The 16,527-nt window shown below is 70.5% G+C and carries 18 protein-coding genes; 14 read left to right on the top strand and 4 right to left on the bottom strand.

Annotation, left to right across the window (positions count from 1 at the left end; translation table 11 throughout):
• The first annotated feature begins 111 nt into the window (after positions 1-111).
• A complete protein-coding gene (locus tag EV186_RS31555) occupies positions 112-1,059 on the top strand; it encodes an ATP-grasp domain-containing protein (protein WP_133853171.1) in 948 nt (315 codons plus the stop codon).
• Here EV186_RS31555 and EV186_RS31550 read toward each other — a convergent pair.
• The gene (locus EV186_RS31550) at positions 1,045-2,394 is read right to left on the bottom strand and encodes an MFS transporter (protein ID WP_133853170.1); all 1,350 of its coding nucleotides are present in this window, start codon (positions 2,392-2,394) and stop codon (positions 1,045-1,047) included. The two genes, EV186_RS31555 and EV186_RS31550, sit on opposite strands and share 15 nt — an antisense overlap.
• Before the next feature lie 113 nt (positions 2,395-2,507).
• On the opposite strand from EV186_RS31550, the gene EV186_RS31545 reads away from it, so the two are divergent.
• From EV186_RS31545 to EV186_RS31520, 6 genes are read left to right on the top strand one after another with little or no spacing between them, the layout of a single operon-like run.
• Complete coding sequence (locus EV186_RS31545; RefSeq protein ID WP_424983764.1) at positions 2,508-3,872, top strand: glutamine synthetase family protein; 1,365 nt, start codon at positions 2,508-2,510, stop codon at positions 3,870-3,872.
• The gene (locus EV186_RS31540) at positions 3,853-4,551 is read left to right on the top strand and encodes a gamma-glutamyl-gamma-aminobutyrate hydrolase family protein (protein WP_133853169.1); all 699 of its coding nucleotides are present in this window, start codon (positions 3,853-3,855) and stop codon (positions 4,549-4,551) included. The genes EV186_RS31545 and EV186_RS31540 overlap by 20 nt, the downstream gene beginning before the upstream one ends.
• The gene (locus tag EV186_RS31535) at positions 4,548-5,903 is read left to right on the top strand and encodes an aldehyde dehydrogenase family protein (RefSeq protein WP_133853168.1); all 1,356 of its coding nucleotides are present in this window, start codon (positions 4,548-4,550) and stop codon (positions 5,901-5,903) included. Before EV186_RS31540 ends, EV186_RS31535 begins: the two co-directional genes overlap by 4 nt.
• Positions 5,904-5,906: 3 nt before the next feature.
• Positions 5,907-6,671 (top strand): 3-oxoacyl-ACP reductase, encoded by a 765-nt coding sequence (locus EV186_RS31530; RefSeq protein WP_133853167.1) that lies wholly within the window; start codon positions 5,907-5,909, stop codon positions 6,669-6,671.
• A complete protein-coding gene (locus EV186_RS31525; protein ID WP_133853166.1) occupies positions 6,672-7,358 on the top strand; it encodes a FadR/GntR family transcriptional regulator in 687 nt (228 codons plus the stop codon).
• 18 nt (positions 7,359-7,376) lie between these two features.
• Complete coding sequence (locus EV186_RS31520) at positions 7,377-8,168, top strand: SDR family NAD(P)-dependent oxidoreductase (RefSeq protein ID WP_133853165.1); 792 nt, start codon at positions 7,377-7,379, stop codon at positions 8,166-8,168.
• Positions 8,169-8,225: 57 nt separating this feature from the next.
• On the opposite strand, the gene katG is transcribed toward EV186_RS31520, so the two are convergent.
• The 3 genes from katG to EV186_RS31505 are packed head-to-tail and all read right to left on the bottom strand — an operon-like array spanning position 8,226 to position 11,184.
• On the bottom strand, positions 8,226-10,469 hold the full coding sequence (katG, locus tag EV186_RS31515) for a catalase/peroxidase HPI (RefSeq protein ID WP_133853164.1): 2,244 nt from the start codon (positions 10,467-10,469) through the stop codon (positions 8,226-8,228).
• Positions 10,470-10,922 (bottom strand): Fur family transcriptional regulator, encoded by a 453-nt coding sequence (locus EV186_RS31510; protein ID WP_166659415.1) that lies wholly within the window; start codon positions 10,920-10,922, stop codon positions 10,470-10,472.
• A gap of 52 nt (positions 10,923-10,974) precedes the next feature.
• Entirely contained in the window at positions 10,975-11,184 is a 210-nt protein-coding gene (locus tag EV186_RS31505; RefSeq protein ID WP_133853162.1) for a hypothetical protein, read from the bottom strand.
• 80 nt (positions 11,185-11,264) lie between these two features.
• On the opposite strand from EV186_RS31505, the gene EV186_RS31500 reads away from it, so the two are divergent.
• The 7 genes from EV186_RS31500 to EV186_RS31475 all read left to right on the top strand — a co-directional run bounded on the left by EV186_RS31500 (position 11,265) and on the right by EV186_RS31475 (position 16,525).
• Positions 11,265-11,849, top strand: coding sequence for an ankyrin repeat domain-containing protein (locus EV186_RS31500; RefSeq protein ID WP_133853161.1), 585 nt, complete (start codon positions 11,265-11,267; stop codon positions 11,847-11,849).
• 77 nt (positions 11,850-11,926) lie between these two features.
• On the top strand, positions 11,927-12,733 hold the full coding sequence (locus EV186_RS31495; RefSeq protein WP_133853160.1) for a GAF and ANTAR domain-containing protein: 807 nt from the start codon (positions 11,927-11,929) through the stop codon (positions 12,731-12,733).
• Positions 12,734-12,823: 90 nt separating this feature from the next.
• A complete protein-coding gene (locus EV186_RS31490) occupies positions 12,824-13,630 on the top strand; it encodes an MBL fold metallo-hydrolase (RefSeq protein ID WP_133853159.1) in 807 nt (268 codons plus the stop codon).
• A gap of 18 nt (positions 13,631-13,648) precedes the next feature.
• Entirely contained in the window at positions 13,649-15,217 is a 1,569-nt protein-coding gene (locus EV186_RS31485) for a Na+/H+ antiporter (protein WP_133853158.1), read from the top strand.
• 64 nt (positions 15,218-15,281) lie between these two features.
• Positions 15,282-15,431 (top strand): hypothetical protein, encoded by a 150-nt coding sequence (locus EV186_RS39155; protein WP_166659414.1) that lies wholly within the window; start codon positions 15,282-15,284, stop codon positions 15,429-15,431.
• Between the two features lie 67 nt (positions 15,432-15,498).
• Positions 15,499-16,239 (top strand): dienelactone hydrolase family protein, encoded by a 741-nt coding sequence (locus tag EV186_RS31480; RefSeq protein WP_133853157.1) that lies wholly within the window; start codon positions 15,499-15,501, stop codon positions 16,237-16,239.
• Positions 16,240-16,249: 10 nt separating this feature from the next.
• On the top strand, positions 16,250-16,525 hold the full coding sequence (locus EV186_RS31475; protein WP_133853156.1) for a DUF6295 family protein: 276 nt from the start codon (positions 16,250-16,252) through the stop codon (positions 16,523-16,525).
• Positions 16,526-16,527: the final 2 nt, after the last annotated feature.

Below are 16,527 nucleotides of genomic sequence, written 5' to 3'. Positions count from 1 at the left end.
GATCGGGCCCTCTTCGAGCTGCGCCGCAATCGCTGCGTGGTGGTGTCGGTGCGCACCGCTACCATCCGGTGGCGCGAAGTGATCGGCGTTTTCCGAGTGGGGGTTTCAAGGGTGCGCAATCTCTGGTGGATCATCCCGGACCGCGGGACGGCGCAACGCCGGGCGGCCTCGGAGAAGAAGCTCTGGGGTCACTACCGGGCCGCGGCCGCGCGGTGCGGGTTGTCCTTCGAACTGGAGGATCCCGGCTCGATCGTCGTCGACGCGATCGGCGGGCCGACGCCACAGGTGTTCGTCGACGGGCAAGCGGTGACCCCGGCCGACACGATCTTCGTCACGGCGCTGTACACGCTCCCCCACCAGCTCGGCGACGCGTTCCGGACGATGTCCGCCTTCACGTTGTTGCGGCACTTGGGGTTCTACCTGCCGACGCCGCCCGAGCTGTCGTGGATCGCGACCGACAAGCTGACCACTGCGTTGTACCTGGCCGACTGCCCCATCCCGCCGATCCCGACGTTCCGCTTCGGCACCGGCCGGCACGAGTCGGTCGTCGGCGCGGCGTCGCTGGCCGAGCTCCCGTACCCGGTCATCGTCAAGCCGTCCGGGTGGCTCGGTGGCATGGGCGTGTTCAAGGCCGAGGACGAGCGCCAGGTCCGCGAGGTCGCGTCGCTGGCCGCGGCCGCGGACTGCGATCTGGTCTGCCAGCCGTTCCTGGGCGCGGGGACCGTGGACTACCGGTTGTACTTCGTCGACGGCCGGGTCCACACCACGATGCGCCGTTCACCGGCCCCCGGTGAGGTCGCGGCCAACATCGGGCGCGGCGGCACGGCCGAATTCGTCGAGCTGCCACCGGAACTGGAGAAGGTGGTCGGCTACCTCGCCGAGAAGTTCCCGATCCCGTACTTCTGCGCCGATTTCCTCTTCGACGGCACCGACTTCCATCTGTCCGAAGTGGAGCTTGACGGCAGCTACGGCCCCAACGCCGCAGGCGAGGACACCGGCGTGGCCGAGGCCCGGTTCACCGCCTACGCGCGACACCACGACCGGTTATTCCTGAGCTAACTCCGCACGCCGTCCTCGGCGCACGCGCAGCACCCACGCGATCGCCAGCACCACGAGCACGACGCACAGGTGGATGCGCAGGTACTGCGGATAGCCCAGAGCGGTGCCGCCGAAGCCCATGAGGCTGGTGCCCAAGGGAATGCTGGAGAAGATGGCCAGGCGGCGCACGCTGAACACGCGCACCCGCACGTCCGCGGGCACGCGGTGCAGCCAGATCGCGCCCGTCGTCGTCGAGCAGACCACCAGCAACCCGCCGACCAAGGTCATGTTCACGATCAACACGACCGGGCTGTCGAAGGAGTTGGTCACGAGCAGCACCACGCAGTCGATGGCGAGCGCGAGCGCGGCCCGGCCGATCCGCGGCTTCGTGGCGTGCCGCCCGACCCGGATCATGACCAGCGTGCCGACCAGCAACCCGATCCCGTAGGCGATGCCGGCCCGGCCGTAGAGCGTCGCCTGGTCCGGCGCGGCCAGGTGGTAGCGGGAGATGTAGGCGGGCAGCAGGCTGTAGAACGGGTAGGAGACGACGTTGATCAGGACGCCGATCACCAGCATGAAGATCAGGTCCGGGTCGCGGCGGATGAACGCGACCGACGCCCGGACGTCGCTGCGCACGGTGCGCAGCCAGCCGCCCGGTGGCGCCGCGTCCTCGTCCCGGCTGACCGAGGCGAAGTGACGGAAGGTGAAGAAGAGCGTCGCCAGCACGACGCAGAGCAGCACGGCGCCCAGGATCGGCAGCAGGTAGAGCGCACCGGCGGCGATCAACGCCCCGCCGACGGCCGGTACGGCGATGCGTTCGACCTGCGGCTGGCTCTGGATCAGGGTGGCCACGCGTTCGGCGGACCAGTGCCGGGGCGCGAGGTCGGCGTTGGTGGTCTCCATGACCGCCAGGTAGTTCGAGCGCAGCACCTCGATCGCGATGTAGCAGACGGTCGCGAACGCCAGCACCGCGAAGCTCGCGGAGGCCAGGAACACCACGTCGGCGGTGGCCACCACAACGATGGCGCACAACAGGATCGCGATCGTCGAACGCGCCCGGTGCTTGCGATCAAGGACGCCCGACAGCAACGCCACCACGACCACGGCGACGATGTTGGCCACCCCGACCACGACGCCGAGGTTGGCACGACCGTTCGGGGTGCCCGCGATCCACCAGTTGAGCCCGAACGTGGCCAGGGTCAGGGAGGTCGAGGTCAAGAAGGTCGGCAGCCACACGCCGAGGAACCTCGACACCTCTGCCCGGGTGTCGACCACGGTCACGAGCGCCCGCCCCCTCCAGCCGTCCACCAGGAAGTGGCCGGAAGCGCTCCCGCCGGACAGGCTTCGCACGGCCACGCAGAGTCTACGGCCGGTTCACGGACCGCATCCACCGACCGGCTTGACACCCTCGCCCAATGGTCCAATAGTAGACCTTTGAACGGCGGCCGATGGCGCGGAAGGGTGTCCGGATGACCACTGCCCCAGGCATGCTGACCCTCGACGCGCTGCGCGAGCTGGTCGACACCGGCGCCGTCGACACCGTCCTGGTGGCGATGACCGACATGCAAGGCCGCTTGCAGGGCAAGCGGTGCGCGGCGCGGTACTTCCTCAACGAGGTCGTGCCGCACGCGACCGAGGCGTGCAACTACCTGCTCGCCGTCGACGTCGAGATGAACACCGTCGACGGCTACGAGATGTCCTCGTGGGACCGCGGTTACGGCGACTTCGTGCTCCGGCCCGACCTCGCCACGCTGCGCCACCTGCCCTGGCACGAGGGCACGGTGCTCGTGCTCGCCGACCTCGAGTGGGTGCAGGGCGGGGTGGTTCCCCCCTCGCCGCGCCAGGTCCTCAAGCGCCAGCTGGACCGGCTCGCCGATCGCGGACTGGCCGCGTACGTGGGCACCGAGTTGGAGTTCATCGTCTTCAACGACACCTACGAGCAGGCGTGGCAGGCCGGCTACCGCGGGCTCACCCCCGCCAACCAGTACAACGTGGACTACTCGATGCTGGGCACCGCGCGGCTGGAGCCGTTGCTGCGCCGCATCCGCAACGACATGACCGGCGCGGGTATGTACGTCGAGTCGGCCAAGGGCGAGTGCAACCCGGGCCAGCACGAGATCGCCTTCCGCTACACCGACGCACTGTCCACTTGCGACAATCACAGCATCTACAAGACCGGCGCCAAGGAAATCGCCGCGCAGGCGGGCAAGAGCCTGACCTTCATGGCGAAGTACAACGAGCGCGAAGGCAACTCCTGCCACATCCACATCAGCCTGCGCTCGACCGGCGGCGAACCGGTCCTCGCCGGCGACGGGCCCGGCGGGTTCTCGACCCTGATGGAGCACTTCCTGGCCGGGCAGCTGGCCTGCCTGCGCGAGCTGACCTACTTCTTCGCGCCGAACATCAACTCCTACAAGCGGTTCGCCAAGGGCAGCTTCGCCCCGACGGCCGTCGCCTGGGGCACCGACAACCGGACCTGCGCGTTGCGGGTCGTCGGGCACGGCGACTCGCTGCGCGTGGAGAACCGCGTGCCGGGCGGTGACGTCAACCCGTACCTGGCCGTCGCCGCGCTGGTGGCCGCCGGGCTGCACGGCATCGAGAACGAACTGCCGCTGGAGGCCGAGTTCGTCGGCAACGCCTACGGCTCGGCCAAGCCGACCGTGCCGGCGACCCTGCGCGAGGCCGCGGACCTCTTGGCCGACAGCAAGGTCGCCCGCGCGGCCTTCGGCGAGGACGTGATCCGGCACTACCTCAACGCGGCCCGCATCGAGGTCGCCGCCTTCGATGCCGCCGTCACCGACTGGGAGCGCGTGCGTGGCTTCGAACGCCTCTAGGCCCGTCATCGGCATCTCCACCTACGTCGAGAGCGCGCGGTGGGGTGTCTGGGACACCCCGGCCGTGCTCGTCCCACGGACCTATGTGGACTGTGTGGTGGCGGGCGGCGGGATCCCGGTCCTGTTGCCTTCGGTGGGCGAGGACACGTCGGCCCTGGCCGCGGTGGACGGCCTGGTGCTGGCCGGCGGCGCCGACGTCGACCCGTCCCGCTATGGCGAGCAACCCCACGACCGCACCGTGACCAGGCCGGAACGCGACGGCTTCGAGTTCGCCCTGCTGCGTGCCGCGTTGCTGGCCGGAACGCCGGTGCTCGCGGTGTGCCGCGGCATGCAGGTGCTCAACGTCGAACTCGGCGGCACCCTCGTCCAGCACCTGCCCGAGCGGGTCGGCACTGGTCACCAACCCGCGCCGGCGGTCTACGGCGCCACCGACGTCACCTTGGCAGAAGGCAGCCGTGCCGCGCGGATCCTCGGCCGGGCAACGAAAGCCCAGTGCTACCACCACCAAGCCGTGGACCGCCTGGGCACCGGATTGGCGGCCGTGGGCTGGGCGCCGGACGGGACCGTCGAGGCAGTCGAACTGCCGGGCACGTTCGTGCTGGGCGTGCAATGGCACCCGGAACAGGACAGCGACGACGTGCGCCTGTTCGCGGCGCTGGTCGAGGAGGCGCGCAGATGACCGTCCTGGTGAACCCGGCGACCGAGGAGACCATCGACGAGGTCCCGCTCGCCTCGCTCGACGAGGCCGACGCGGCGATCGCGCGGGCGCAGGCGGCGTTCCGGACCTGGCGGGACGTCGCCCCCGGCGATCGCGCGCGGCTGCTGCGCCGCTTCGCCGACGCGGTCGACGCCGATCTCGAACACCTCGCCCGGCTCGAAGTGGCCAACTCCGGGCACACCATCGGCAACGCCCGCTGGGAGGCGGGCAACGTCCGCGACGTCCTGCACTACTACGCCGCGGCGCCGGAACGCCTGAGCGGCAGGCAGATCCCGGTGGCCGGCGGGCTGGACGTGACCTTCCACGAGCCGCTCGGCGTGGTCGGCGTGATCGTCCCGTGGAACTTCCCGATGCCGATCGCCGGCTGGGGGTTCGCGCCCGCGCTCGCCGCGGGCAACACCGTCGTGCTCAAACCGGCCGAGCTGACGCCGTTGACCGCGCTGCGGCTGGCCGTGCTGGCCCGCGAGGCGGGCCTGCCCGAGGACGTGTTCCAGGTCGTGCCCGGCGAGGGAGCCGTTGTGGGCCACCGGTTCGTCACCCACCCCGCGGTGCGCAAGGTCGTCTTCACCGGCTCGACGACGGTCGGGAAGCAGATCATGGCCGGCTGCGCCGACCAGGTGAAGCGGGTGACCCTGGAGCTCGGCGGCAAGAGCGCGAACATCGTCTTCGCCGACGCGGACCTGCCGCGGGCCGCCGCGACCGCGCCCTACGGCGTGTTCGACAACGCGGGCCAGGACTGCTGTGCGCGGTCGCGGATCCTGGTGCAACGCAAGGTGTACGACAGGTTCATGGAGCTGCTCGAACCCGCGGTCAAGGGCGTGGTCGTCGGCGACCCGGGCGCGGACGGCACCGAGATGGGGCCGCTGATCTCCGCCCAGCACAAGGACAAGGTGTCGTCCTATGTGGTCGACGCCCCGATCGCGTTCCAGGGCAGCGCGCCCGACGGACCGGGCTTCTGGTTCCCGCCGACCGTGGTCACGCCCCGGTCGATGACCGATCCCCTGGTGACCGACGAGATCTTCGGCCCGGTCGTCGCGGTGGTCCCGTTCGACGACGAGGCCGACGCGATCCGGCTGGCCAACGACACCGAATACGGCCTGTCCGGCTCGATCTGGACCTCGGACGTCGGCCGCGCGCTGCGGGTCGCACGGGCGGTCGAGGCGGGCAACCTGTCAGTCAACTCGCACTCCTCGGTGCGGTACTGGACACCGTTCGGCGGGTTCAAGCAGTCGGGGCTGGGCCGCGAGCTGGGTCCCGACGCGGTCGCGGCCTTCACCGAGGTCAAGAACGTCTTCATCAGCACGGAGGTGTGAGGGATGCAGCGCTTCGACGGCCGGGTCGCCGTGATCACCGGCGGTGCGAGCGGGATCGGGCTCGCCACCGCCCGGCGGCTCGCGAGCGAGGGTGCCAAGGTGGTGATCGGCGACGTCGACGCTGTCGCCGGCAAGGCCGCCGCGGACGAGGTCGGCGGCGAGTTCATCGCGGCGGACGTCTCGGACGAGGCTCAGGTCGAGGCCCTCTTCCAGACCACTGTGGACAAGTTCGGCACGCTCGACGTGGCGTTCAACAACGCGGGCATCTCCCCACCGGAGGACGACTCGATCCTCACCACCGGCATCGACGCGTGGCGCCGGGTGCAGGAGATCAACCTGACCTCGGTGTACTTGTGCTGCAAGTACGCGATCCCGCACATGCAGCGCCAGGGCAAGGGTTCCATCGTCAACACGGCATCGTTCGTGGCGGTCATGGGCGCGGCGACCTCGCAGATCTCGTACACGGCCTCGAAGGGCGGCGTGCTGGCGATGACGCGTGAGCTCGGCGTGCAGTTCGCGCGCGAGGGCATCCGCGTCAACGCGTTGTGCCCCGGGCCGGTCAACACGCCGTTGCTGCAGGAGTTGTTCGCCAAGGACCCGGAGCGGGCCGCCCGCCGGCTGGTCCACGTCCCGCTGGGCCGCTTCGCCGAGCCGTCGGAGATCGCCGCGGCGGTCGCCTTCCTGGCCAGCGATGACGCGTCCTTCATCACGGCGTCACAGTTCCTTGTGGACGGTGGCATCTCGGGCGCCTACGTCACGCCGCTGTAGATGTTCTCGTTCCGTCCCGTGCGCGCGGGCAATGCGTTCGAGGAGACCGTCGAGCGCCTGCTGCAGCCGATCCGGCTGGGCATCGTCGGCGCGGGCGACCGGCTGCCGCCCGAACGTGAACTGGCGGAACAACTCGGGATCAGCCGCGCCACCCTGCGCTCGGCGATCCAGGCGCTGGCCGACGCCGGGTACGTGGAGTCGCGCCGGGGCCGGTACGGCGGGACGTTCGTCAACTCGACCCTGCCCTCGGCCTCGACCACGGTCGCGTTCGACGGCGCCGAACTGCAGGACGCGCTGAACCTGCGCCACGCCTTGGAAACCGGTGCCGCCGAGCTCGCTGCCACCCGCGACCTGCCCCAGGCCGCACGCGAGCACCTGACCGACACCCTCGGGCGGGCATCGGCGGCGGACCTCGCCGACTACCGCAGACGGGATTCGCGCCTGCACCTGGCCATCGCCGAGGTGACGGACTCGGCCTCGCTGACCGCCGCCGTGGCCGACGCGCGCACCCGCATCAACCACTTCCTCGACCAGATCCCTTTGCTGGAGCCAAACCTCGAGCACTCCAACGCCAAGCACGAGGAGGTGGTCGAGGCGATCCTGAGCGCAGACCCGGTCGCGGCCCGCACCACCATGGCCGAACACCTCGACGGGACCGCGTCGCTGCTGCGCGCCTTCCTCAGCTGAGTCTGGTTGACTGCGGACATGCACATCGACTTGAGCGGCCGGACCGCGCTGGTCACCGGGTCCACGCAAGGCATCGGCCTGGCCATCGCCACTCAGCTCGGGCGAGCCGGCGCGCAAGTCGTCGTGAATGGACGCAAGCGCGACCGGACGGAAGCGGCCGCGGACGAGGTGCGGGCCGAGACCGGGGCCCAGGTGCTCGCCGTCGCCGCGGACATCACCACCGACGAGGGCAACGAGACGTTGCTGGCCGCCGTGCCGGAACTCGACGTGCTGGTGAACAACCTCGGCATCTTCGGCCCGCAGCCGGCCCTGGAGATCACCGACGACGAGTGGCGGCGGTACTTCGACACCAATGTGCTGGCCGCTGTGCGGCTGATCCGCGCCTACCTGCCCGGCATGATGGAGCGCGGCTGGGGCCGGGTGCAGAACATCGCGAGCGACTCCGCCATCGTCATCCCCGCGGAGATGATCCACTACGGCATGACGAAGACCGCGCTGCTGGCCGTCAGCCGGGGCTTCGCCAAGCAGGCCGCGGGCACCGGCGTCACCGTCAACTCGGTGATCGCGGGCCCCACCCACACCGGTGGCGTGGAGGACTTCGTGTACCAGTTGGTGGACAAGTCGCTGCCCTGGGACGAGGCCCAGCGCGAGTTCATGCGCGTGCACCGGCCGCAGTCGTTGCTGCAACGCCTGATCGAGCCGGACGAGATCGCCAACATGGTGGCGTACCTGGCTTCTCCCCTGGCTTCAGCGACGACGGGCGCCGCGGTCCGCGTGGACGGCGGCTACGTGGATTCCATCATCCCCTGACGCCAGCGAGCCCGGCCGGTCCACAGAGGACCGGCCGGGCTCGTCGGGTGGAGCGGATCAGGCGAGGTCGAACCGGTCGAGTTCCATGACCTTCGTCCACGCCGAAACGAAGTCCGCCACGAACTTCTCGCGGGCGTCGTCGCTGGCGTAGACCTCGGACAGCGCGCGCAGCTGCGAGTTCGAGCCGAAGATCAGGTCGACCGCGGTGGCGGTCCACTTCAGCTCGTCGGTGGACGCGTCGCGGATCTCGTAGACGTTCTCCTCGGCCTCCGACGCCTTCCACTTGGTGCCCGGGGACAGCAAGTTGACGAAGAAGTCGTTGGTGAGCGCGCCCGGCTGATCGGTGAGCACGCCGTGCTTGGTGGCGCCGAAGTTCGTGCCGAGGGCACGCAGACCACCCACGAGCACCGTCATCTCGGGCGCGGTCAGGTTCAGCATGTAGGCGCGGTCGACCAGCAGCGCCTCCGGCTGGGCCTTCTCGCCGGACCGCAGGTAGTTGCGGAACCCGTCGGCCCGCGGCTCGAGCACGGCGAACGAGTCGACGTCGGTCTGGTCCTGGGTGGCGTCGGTGCGACCCGGGTGGAACGGCACCGAAACCGTGACGCCCGCGTCCGAAGCGGCCTTCTCGACCGCGGCCGAACCGGCGAGGACGATCAGGTCGGCCAGCGAGATCTTCGCCCCGCCCGCGCCGTTGAACTCCTGCTGGATGGCCTCGAGCTTGGACAGCACCGCGGCCAGCTGCTCGGGCTGGTTGACCTCCCAGTTGCGCTGCGGCTCCAGCCGGATCCGCGCACCGTTGGCGCCACCGCGCTTGTCGGTGTGGCGGAAGGTCGCGGCCGACGCCCACGCCGTGGAGATCAGCTCGGCGGTCGAAAGGCCGGAGTCCAGGACCTTGGCCTTCAAGGAAGCGATGTCGCTGTCGCCCACGAGCTCGTGGTCGACGGCGGGCACCGGGTCCTGCCACAGCTGCGGCTCGGCGACCCACGGACCCAGGTAGCGGCTGACCGGACCCATGTCACGGTGCAGCAGCTTGTACCAGGCCTTGGCGTAGGCCAGCGCGAACTCGTCCGGGTTCTCCAGGAAACGACGGGAGATCTCGCCGTACGTCGGGTCGAAGCGCAGCGCCAAGTCCGTGGTGAGCATGGTCGGCTTGTGCTTCTTGGTGGGGTCGAACGGATCCGGGATGATCTCCGGCGCGTCCTTGGCGACGTACTGCTTGCCACCACCGGGGCTGGTGGTGAGCTCCCACTCGTACTCGAAGAGGATCTCGAAGAAGCGGTTGCTCCACTCGGTCGGCTTGTCGGTCCACGTGACCTCGAGGCCGCTGGTGATCGAGTCGGCGCCCTTGCCGCTGCCGTGCGTGGACAGCCAGCCGAGGCCCTGCGCTTCGATCGGGGCACCCTCGGGCTCCGGGCCGACGTGGTCGTCGGCCACAGCGGCACCGTGGGTCTTGCCGAACGTGTGACCACCGGCGATCAGCGCGACGGTCTCCTCGTCGTTCATCGCCATCCGGGCGAAGGTCTCCCGGATGAAGTGCGCCGCGGCCATGTAGTCGGCGCTGCCCTTGGGACCCTCGGGGTTGACGTAGATCAGGCCCATCTCGGTCGCGCCGAGGTCGGGCACCATTTCCTTCTCGTTGGCGTAGCGGGCCTCGCCCAGCCAGTCCTGCTCGTCGCCCCAGAAGACCTCCTCGGGCTCCCAGACGTCCTCGCGGCCGAAGCCGAAGCCGAAGGTCTTGAAGCCCATCGACTCCATGGCCACGTTGCCCGCGAGCACGAGCAGGTCGGCCCACGAGATCTTCTGGCCGTACTTCTGCTTGACCGGCCACAGCAGCCGCCGCGCCTTGTCCAGGTTCGCGTTGTCCGGCCAGCTGTTCAGCGGGGCGAAGCGCTGCCCGCCGTCGCCCGCGCCGCCGCGGCCGTCGTGGATGCGGTACGTGCCCGCCGCGTGCCAGCTCATCCGGATCATCAGGCCGCCGTAGTGGCCGAAGTCGGCGGGCCACCAGTCCTGCGAGGTGGTGAGGACCTCGACGATGTCCTGCTTGAGGGCCTCGACGTCCAGCTTCGCGAACTCCTTGGCGTAGTTGAAGTCCGGGCCGAGCGGGTTGCCCTTCGACGAGTGCGTGTGCAGCACCGACAGGTCGAGCTGGTTGGGCCACCAGTCCTTGTTGGTGCGCGGACGACCTCCCGTCTTCGAGGTCGGCGCATCGATCGCCGGGTTCTCGCTCTCGCTGCCGTGCGAGGTCACGGAGTCGTGCGCGACCGGGCAGCCGGCCGTCGCCTTCTCGTCCTGGGTGCTCATCTACTTCCTTCCGAGCTGGCGGAACACTGGGGCTTTGCTCTTGGCCGCGCAGTCGGGGCAAGTGCCCCAAAAGACGACCTCCGCTTCCTCGACCACGTAACCGTGGGCGTCCGAGGCGGTGAGACAGGGCGCGTCTCCGACGACGCAGTCGACGTCCGCGATCGCGCCGCACGAGCGGCACACGACGTGGTGGTGGTTGTCCCCGACCCGGGACTCGTAGCGCGCGGTGGCGCCGGCGGGCTGGATGCGCCGCACCAGACCGGCGTCGGTGAGCGCTCCGAGCACGTCGTAGATCGCCTGGTGCGAGACGCCTGGGTGGGCGTCCCGGACCAGCTCGATCACCGCGTTGGTGTCGATGTGCGGGTTCTCGTGCAACGCGGCGAGCACGGCCAACCGTGGCTGGGTCACGCGCAACGAGACCGCTCGAAGCTGCGCCTCGAAGTCGGACGTCACGCCCCGAACCCTAGACGCTAAATTGGATCCGATCAAATTTAGACTCGGACGGTCACTCGTCCGGGTCGCGCAGGCTGCCTTCGGTCCCCTCGGGCTCCTCATCGTTGTCGTGGTGCCCGTGGCGGCTGTGCAGGCTGCCATCGGTGCCGACGCCGACGTGCTCCTCGGTGTCGCGGTGCTGGTGGTGACTGGTCAGGCTCCCGTCGGTGCCCACGCCGGGCGACTGCTCCGGGTCCAGATCGTCGATCTCGTCCCTGGACATGTGGTTCTCCTCGGCCCACGCTGCCGGAAATCGGCAGGTAGTCGCGGGTACCCGCACGCTCGACGGAGGTAACGTGCCCCATGGACCTCGTCGGTTTGATGACCGCCATCGCGGCGGGCGACCACTCGCTCGTTCGGTCCGCCGCGCCGTCCTTGGCGACCGCGCGGCTGGCACGGGAAGACGAGTTCTTCCTCGATGCCTTGCGCGCCCAGGTCTACGAAGGCGACACCGCATTGCACGCCGCCGCGTTCGCCTACGACGTCGAGAGCGCGCGGGTGCTGCTCGCGAACGGCGCCGATGTCCGGGCCCGCAACCGCCGCGGCGGCGAACCCCTGCACGCGGCGGCGGCCGGCGACCCCGGTTCGGCCCGCTGGAACCCGCGGCGCCAGCGCGCCGTCATCGAGTACCTCGTCGAGGCGGGCGCCGACCCGGACGCCACCGCGCTGGGCGGGGTCACCGCGCTCCACCGCGCCGTGCGGAACCGGTGCTCGGCGGCGGTCGACGCGCTGCTGCGCGCGGGCGCGGATCCCAGCCTGACCAACGACAACGGCTCCCGGCCCGCTGACCTCGCCCACTGGACCACCGGTCGCGGCGGCGTGGGCGGGCAGGCCGCGAAGACCGAGCAACTGGTGATCATCGACCTGCTGGCCTCGACCACGCGGTGAGCACATGAGTCGCCGCCAGGTGCGCTGGGTACACGTGCGGGGCAAGACGCTCCTACCGACGGCCACCGGGTGACTCCATGCGTGAAGAAGACTGGATCCGCGACAAGGCGGAGTTCGTCGCGGAGGCGTCGGAGGCGCCACACCCCGCGGACCACGCCCAGCCGAGCCCGCTCGCGCGGCAGTTCGCCCGGTTGGCCGAGGTGCTGCTCGCCGCGGACTCCGTCGCGGACGTGCTGACCCGGGTGGTCAGCGCAACGCTCGCGTTGGTGCCGGACGCCGATCTGGTCAGCCTCACCCTGCGCTCCCCCGACGGGCAGCTGCACACCCCGGTGGAGACCGACCCGGTCGCCACCGAGCTGGACGACCTGCAGCAGCGGTTCGACGAGGGTCCGTGCCTCGACGCGGCCCGGATCCCTGGCGCCGCCTACACCCACAGCGCCGACCTCACCGCGGACGATCCGTGGCCGCGGTTCGGCCCGGCGGCCGCCCGGCACGGCTTCCGGTCGGTGCTGTCCACGGCGCTGCTGCCCCACCGCACCCGCCTGTCCGGCGCGCTCAACATCTACTCGAAGGCGCCGGGCGAGCTGGGCGACGAGGTCGCCGTGGACCGCGCGCTGCTGCTGGCGACCCACGCGTCGCTCGCCGTGGCGCACACGGAGGCGGTGCGCCTGGCCGACCTGCGGGCCGCCCACCTCACCCGCGCACTGGAAAGCCGTGACGTGATCGGACAGGCCAAGGGCGTCCTGATGAACCGGCGCGGCATCACCGCCGACCAGGCCTTCGACCTGCTGCGCCGGACCTCGCAGGAGCTCAACGTGAAGCTCGCGACCCTCGCCCACACGGTGGCCACCCGCCACGCCGAACTGGACCGGCCCAGCGGCTGAGCACACGCCGGAAATCAAGGAGAGCAGGGCGAGGAGCGCGACGGGAGCCGACGTGCATGTCGCCGTGGCGCGGCGGGTACACGGCCGGGCATGGCACTCGACACCGTCGCCGGGAACTCGCTGTCGTTCATCGGGACGGCCACCACGCTGATCAAGCTCGGCCCCTTCACCCTGCTCACCGACCCCAACTTCCTGCACCTGGGCCAGTGGTCGTACCTCGGCCAGGGGTTGATCAGCAAGCGGCGCACCGAACCGGCGATCCAGCCGGCCGAGCTGCCGCCGTTGACCGCGGTGGTGCTCTCGCACCTGCACGGCGACCACTTCGACCGCATCGCGAGCCGTGAGCTGCCCAAGGACGTCCCGATCATCACCACCGGCCACGCGGCGAAACGGCTGCGCAAGCGTGGGTTCCAAGCGCCCCAACCGCTTCCGGTGTGGTCGAGGCAGAACTTCGTCGAGAACGGCGCCCGGCTGGGCGTCATCGCCGTGCCCGCCCGCCACGCCCGCGGCCCGCTGCGCGCGATCCTGCCGCCGGTCATGGGATCGGTCCTGGAATACCAGGCGGCCGGGCAGACGGGCGTGCTGCGCATCTACCTCAGCGGGGACACGGTCCTGTTCCCCGGCCTGGCCGCCATCCACGAGCGGTTCCCGTCGCTCGACCACGCTGTGGTCCACCTGGGCGGCACCAGGGTGCTCGGCGCGCTGGTCACCATGGATCACAAGCAGGGCACCGACCTGGTCGAACTGCTCGAGCCGCGCACGGTCCTGCCGGTCCACTACGACGACTACGGGCTCTTCACGTCCCCGCTGTCGAACTTCCTCGCCGAATTCCGCGCGCGTGGCCTGCCGACCACCCTGCGGGTGCTGCAACGAGGTGAGACCGTCGCGCTCGAGTGACCAGGGCGGAGGCGCACAGTGCTTGCGGTAGTCGGACTTTTCGCGGTCGTCGTCCTCGTGCGCGAGGTGTCGAGGCGCATCGGTTTCCAGGAACCGATCGCCTTGCTGATGGTCGGCGTGGGCTTCTCCTTCGTGCCCGGCATCCCCTCGTTCGCCGTCGAGCCGGACCTCGTGTTGATGGTGGTGCTCCCCGTCCTGCTCTACGGGGCGGCGTTCACCACGTCGGTGCCCTCGTTCCGGGAGAACCTGCGCTCGATCGGCACGCTGTCGATCGGGCTGACGCTGTTCACCACCGCGGCGGTCGGCTTCGCCGCGCACGCCGTGATCCCGGACCTGTCACTGGCCGCCGGCATGGTCCTGGGCGCGGTGGTCGCGCCGCAGGACGCCGTCGCCGCCGTCGCGATCGGACGGCAGGCCGGGATGCCCCGGCGGGCGATCACGATGCTGGAGGGCGAAAGCCTGTTCAACGACGCGGCCGCGCTGACCGCGTTTCAGATCGCGATCGCCGCCGTGGTCGGCGGTTCGGTGAGCCCCTGGTACGCGAGCGGGCGGTTCCTGCTCGCGACCGCGGGCGGCTTGGTCGTCGGCGCCGTCGTGGCCTTCGTCCTCGCGTGGATCCGGCGCCGGGTCGACCACCCGGTGGCGGACGCGGCCCTGTCGCTGCTCGCGCCCTTCCTCGCCTACCTCCCCGCCGAAGCGGTCCACGGGTCGGGCATCGTGTCCGTGGTGGTCACCGGCCTGTACCTCGGGCACCGCCAGCCGTCGGTGATGAGCGCGCGGTCCCGGCTCGTGGCCCAGGCCACGTGGGAGGTGATCGAGTACCTGCTGGCCGGTGCGGTGTTCGTCCTCATCGGACTCCAGGCGTCCGACCTGATCACCGGGCTGCGCGGCGAATCACCCGGCCTGGTCGCGATCGCGTGTGCCGTGGTCGTGGCCGTGGTGATCGCCACGCGGCTGCTCTGGGTGTTCCCGGACATCTACGTCCCGCGGTGGTTGAACCGGGGCAGGCAGCAGCCGGTGCCGTGGCAGGAGGTCGCGATCGTCGGCTGGGCGGGCCTGCGCGGCGTCGTCTCGGTCGGCGCGGCGTTCGCGATCCCGCGCGGCGCGGGCGGCGGCGAGTTCCCGCACCGGGACCTGATCCTGTTCGTCACCGCCGTCGTGATCGTGTCGACGCTGCTCCTGCAGGGCCTCACGCTGCCCGCGGTGGTGCGGCGGTGGGGTCCGCACAGCATCCACCCCGATGACCGCGCCGCCGAGCACGCCGACCAGGAAGTCGCCGCCCACAACGCCTCGGCCGACGCGGGCCTGGCCCGGTTGGACGAACTCGTCGCCGAGCAGCACCCGCCCGAGGCCGTGGTCGACCGGCTGCGCGAGCGCGCGGATCGGCGCCGCATGCTCGCCTCGCGGGCCTCCGGTGCCGACGGGGAAGCCGACGCCGAGGTGTACCGGCGGCTGCGCCGCGACGTGCTGCGTGCCGAACTCGAGCACCTGGTCCGGATGCGCGACGACGGCGAGCTGGACGACGAGGTCTTCACCAAGGAGCAACGCGAACTCGATCACGAGGATTCGATGCTCGACCGCGATTGAGTTTGGCGGCCGCCGACGCGGGGAACCCTGCCCCGATCCATCGCGGGTGCAGGAGGGTAGGCCGTTGCCAGAGGACAGCATCACCAAGGAACCAGTGTTCGAAGCGCTGCTCCGGGACCACCCGGACATCCTGTCGGAGGAGAACTGGTCGACCATGCCCGCGCCGACGTTCGACGTCGGGGTGCCCGGGGAGGAGTCCAGCACGCAGGCGTGATCCGCCGGCGCCGCCGTTAAGGGGAGCTCATAAGGTGGGGTGACCCCAGAGTGAGAGGCGGAGCCGCGTGAACGACGCGATCAGGGCCGAGACCGTCACGATGACCGGACACGGCGGGGACGAGATCGAGGCCTACCTGGCCCGGCCGCTGGCGGACACCCCACGTGGTGGCGTGGTGATGATCCACCACATGCCCGGCTACGACGCCGCGACCAAGGAGATGGTCCGCACCTTCGCGGTCAACGGCTACGCCGCGCTCTGCCCGAACCTGTACGCCCGCGAGGCCCCGGGCGCGAGCCCGGACGACGCGTCGGCGTTCGTGCGCTCGCAGGGCGGGGTCCCCGACGAGCGGCTGGTCGGCGACGTCGAGGGTGCCGCCGCGTACCTCAACGGGTTGGACGGCGCCAACGGCAAGATCGGCGTGATCGGGCACTGCTCCGGTGGCCGGCACGCGTTCCTCGCCGCCTGCTCGCTGCCACTCGACGCCGCCGTCGACTGCTACGGCGCCTTCGTCGTCGACGACGCCCCGGAGGGCATGCCGAAGGCGATGCGGGCGATCCTGCACCTGGCCCCGCAGCTGTCCTGCCCGCTACTCGGCCTGTTCGGCGCCGACGACCAGTACCCCAGCCCGGCCCAGGTCAAGATCCTCGACGAGGAACTGACCCGGCTGGGCAAGGCGCACGAGTTCCACTCCTACGAAGGCGCGGGTCACGCGTTCTTCTCCGTGGACCGGCCCGCGTACCGCCCGGCCGCCGCCGTCGACGGCTGGCAGAAGATCTTCGACTTCTTCGGCCGCACCCTGAACTGAGGCGATCACCATGTGCACGTACCTGACCGAGAAGATCGCCATCGACGGCAGCGGCAAGGGCCCGACCGGCTGGTTCTCGCTGACCAACGCTCAGGTGTACGTCGACCACGCGGTGCACGCGCCGTACACGCACACCGTCAACATCGACTTCACCAACCCCGCCGCGGGCCCGGCCGCACGCGTCGCGGTCGAGCTCACCGAGGAGGCCGCCCGCGCGCTGGCCGAGGCCATCACGGCTGCGATCGCTTCCGCGCCGGCGGGTTTGGCGTCGGTCAACCAGCCGTAGCG

This window comes from Labedaea rhizosphaerae (assembly GCF_004362825.1).
In the GTDB taxonomy this organism is placed as follows: Bacteria; Actinomycetota; Actinomycetes; order Mycobacteriales; family Pseudonocardiaceae; genus Labedaea; species Labedaea rhizosphaerae.
The sequence above is the reverse complement of the archived record's forward strand: the minus strand, read 5'-3'. Positions and strand labels throughout refer to the sequence as shown.

Coding starts and splice junctions, on each gene's coding strand:
- EV186_RS31545 (WP_424983764.1), top strand. CDS start 2,508: ATGACCACTGCCCCAGGCATGCTGACCCTCGACGCGCTGCGCGAGCTG.
- EV186_RS31535 (WP_133853168.1), top strand. CDS start 4,548: ATGACCGTCCTGGTGAACCCGGCGACCGAGGAGACCATCGACGAGGTC.
- EV186_RS31530 (WP_133853167.1), top strand. CDS start 5,907: ATGCAGCGCTTCGACGGCCGGGTCGCCGTGATCACCGGCGGTGCGAGC.
- EV186_RS31525 (WP_133853166.1), top strand. CDS start 6,672: ATGTTCTCGTTCCGTCCCGTGCGCGCGGGCAATGCGTTCGAGGAGACC.
- EV186_RS31520 (WP_133853165.1), top strand. CDS start 7,377: ATGCACATCGACTTGAGCGGCCGGACCGCGCTGGTCACCGGGTCCACG.
- katG (WP_133853164.1), bottom strand. CDS start 10,469: ATGAGCACCCAGGACGAGAAGGCGACGGCCGGCTGCCCGGTCGCGCAC.
- EV186_RS31505 (WP_133853162.1), bottom strand. CDS start 11,184: ATGTCCAGGGACGAGATCGACGATCTGGACCCGGAGCAGTCGCCCGGC.
- EV186_RS31500 (WP_133853161.1), top strand. CDS start 11,265: ATGGACCTCGTCGGTTTGATGACCGCCATCGCGGCGGGCGACCACTCG.
- EV186_RS31495 (WP_133853160.1), top strand. CDS start 11,927: ATGCGTGAAGAAGACTGGATCCGCGACAAGGCGGAGTTCGTCGCGGAG.
- EV186_RS31490 (WP_133853159.1), top strand. CDS start 12,824: ATGGCACTCGACACCGTCGCCGGGAACTCGCTGTCGTTCATCGGGACG.
- EV186_RS31475 (WP_133853156.1), top strand. CDS start 16,250: ATGTGCACGTACCTGACCGAGAAGATCGCCATCGACGGCAGCGGCAAG.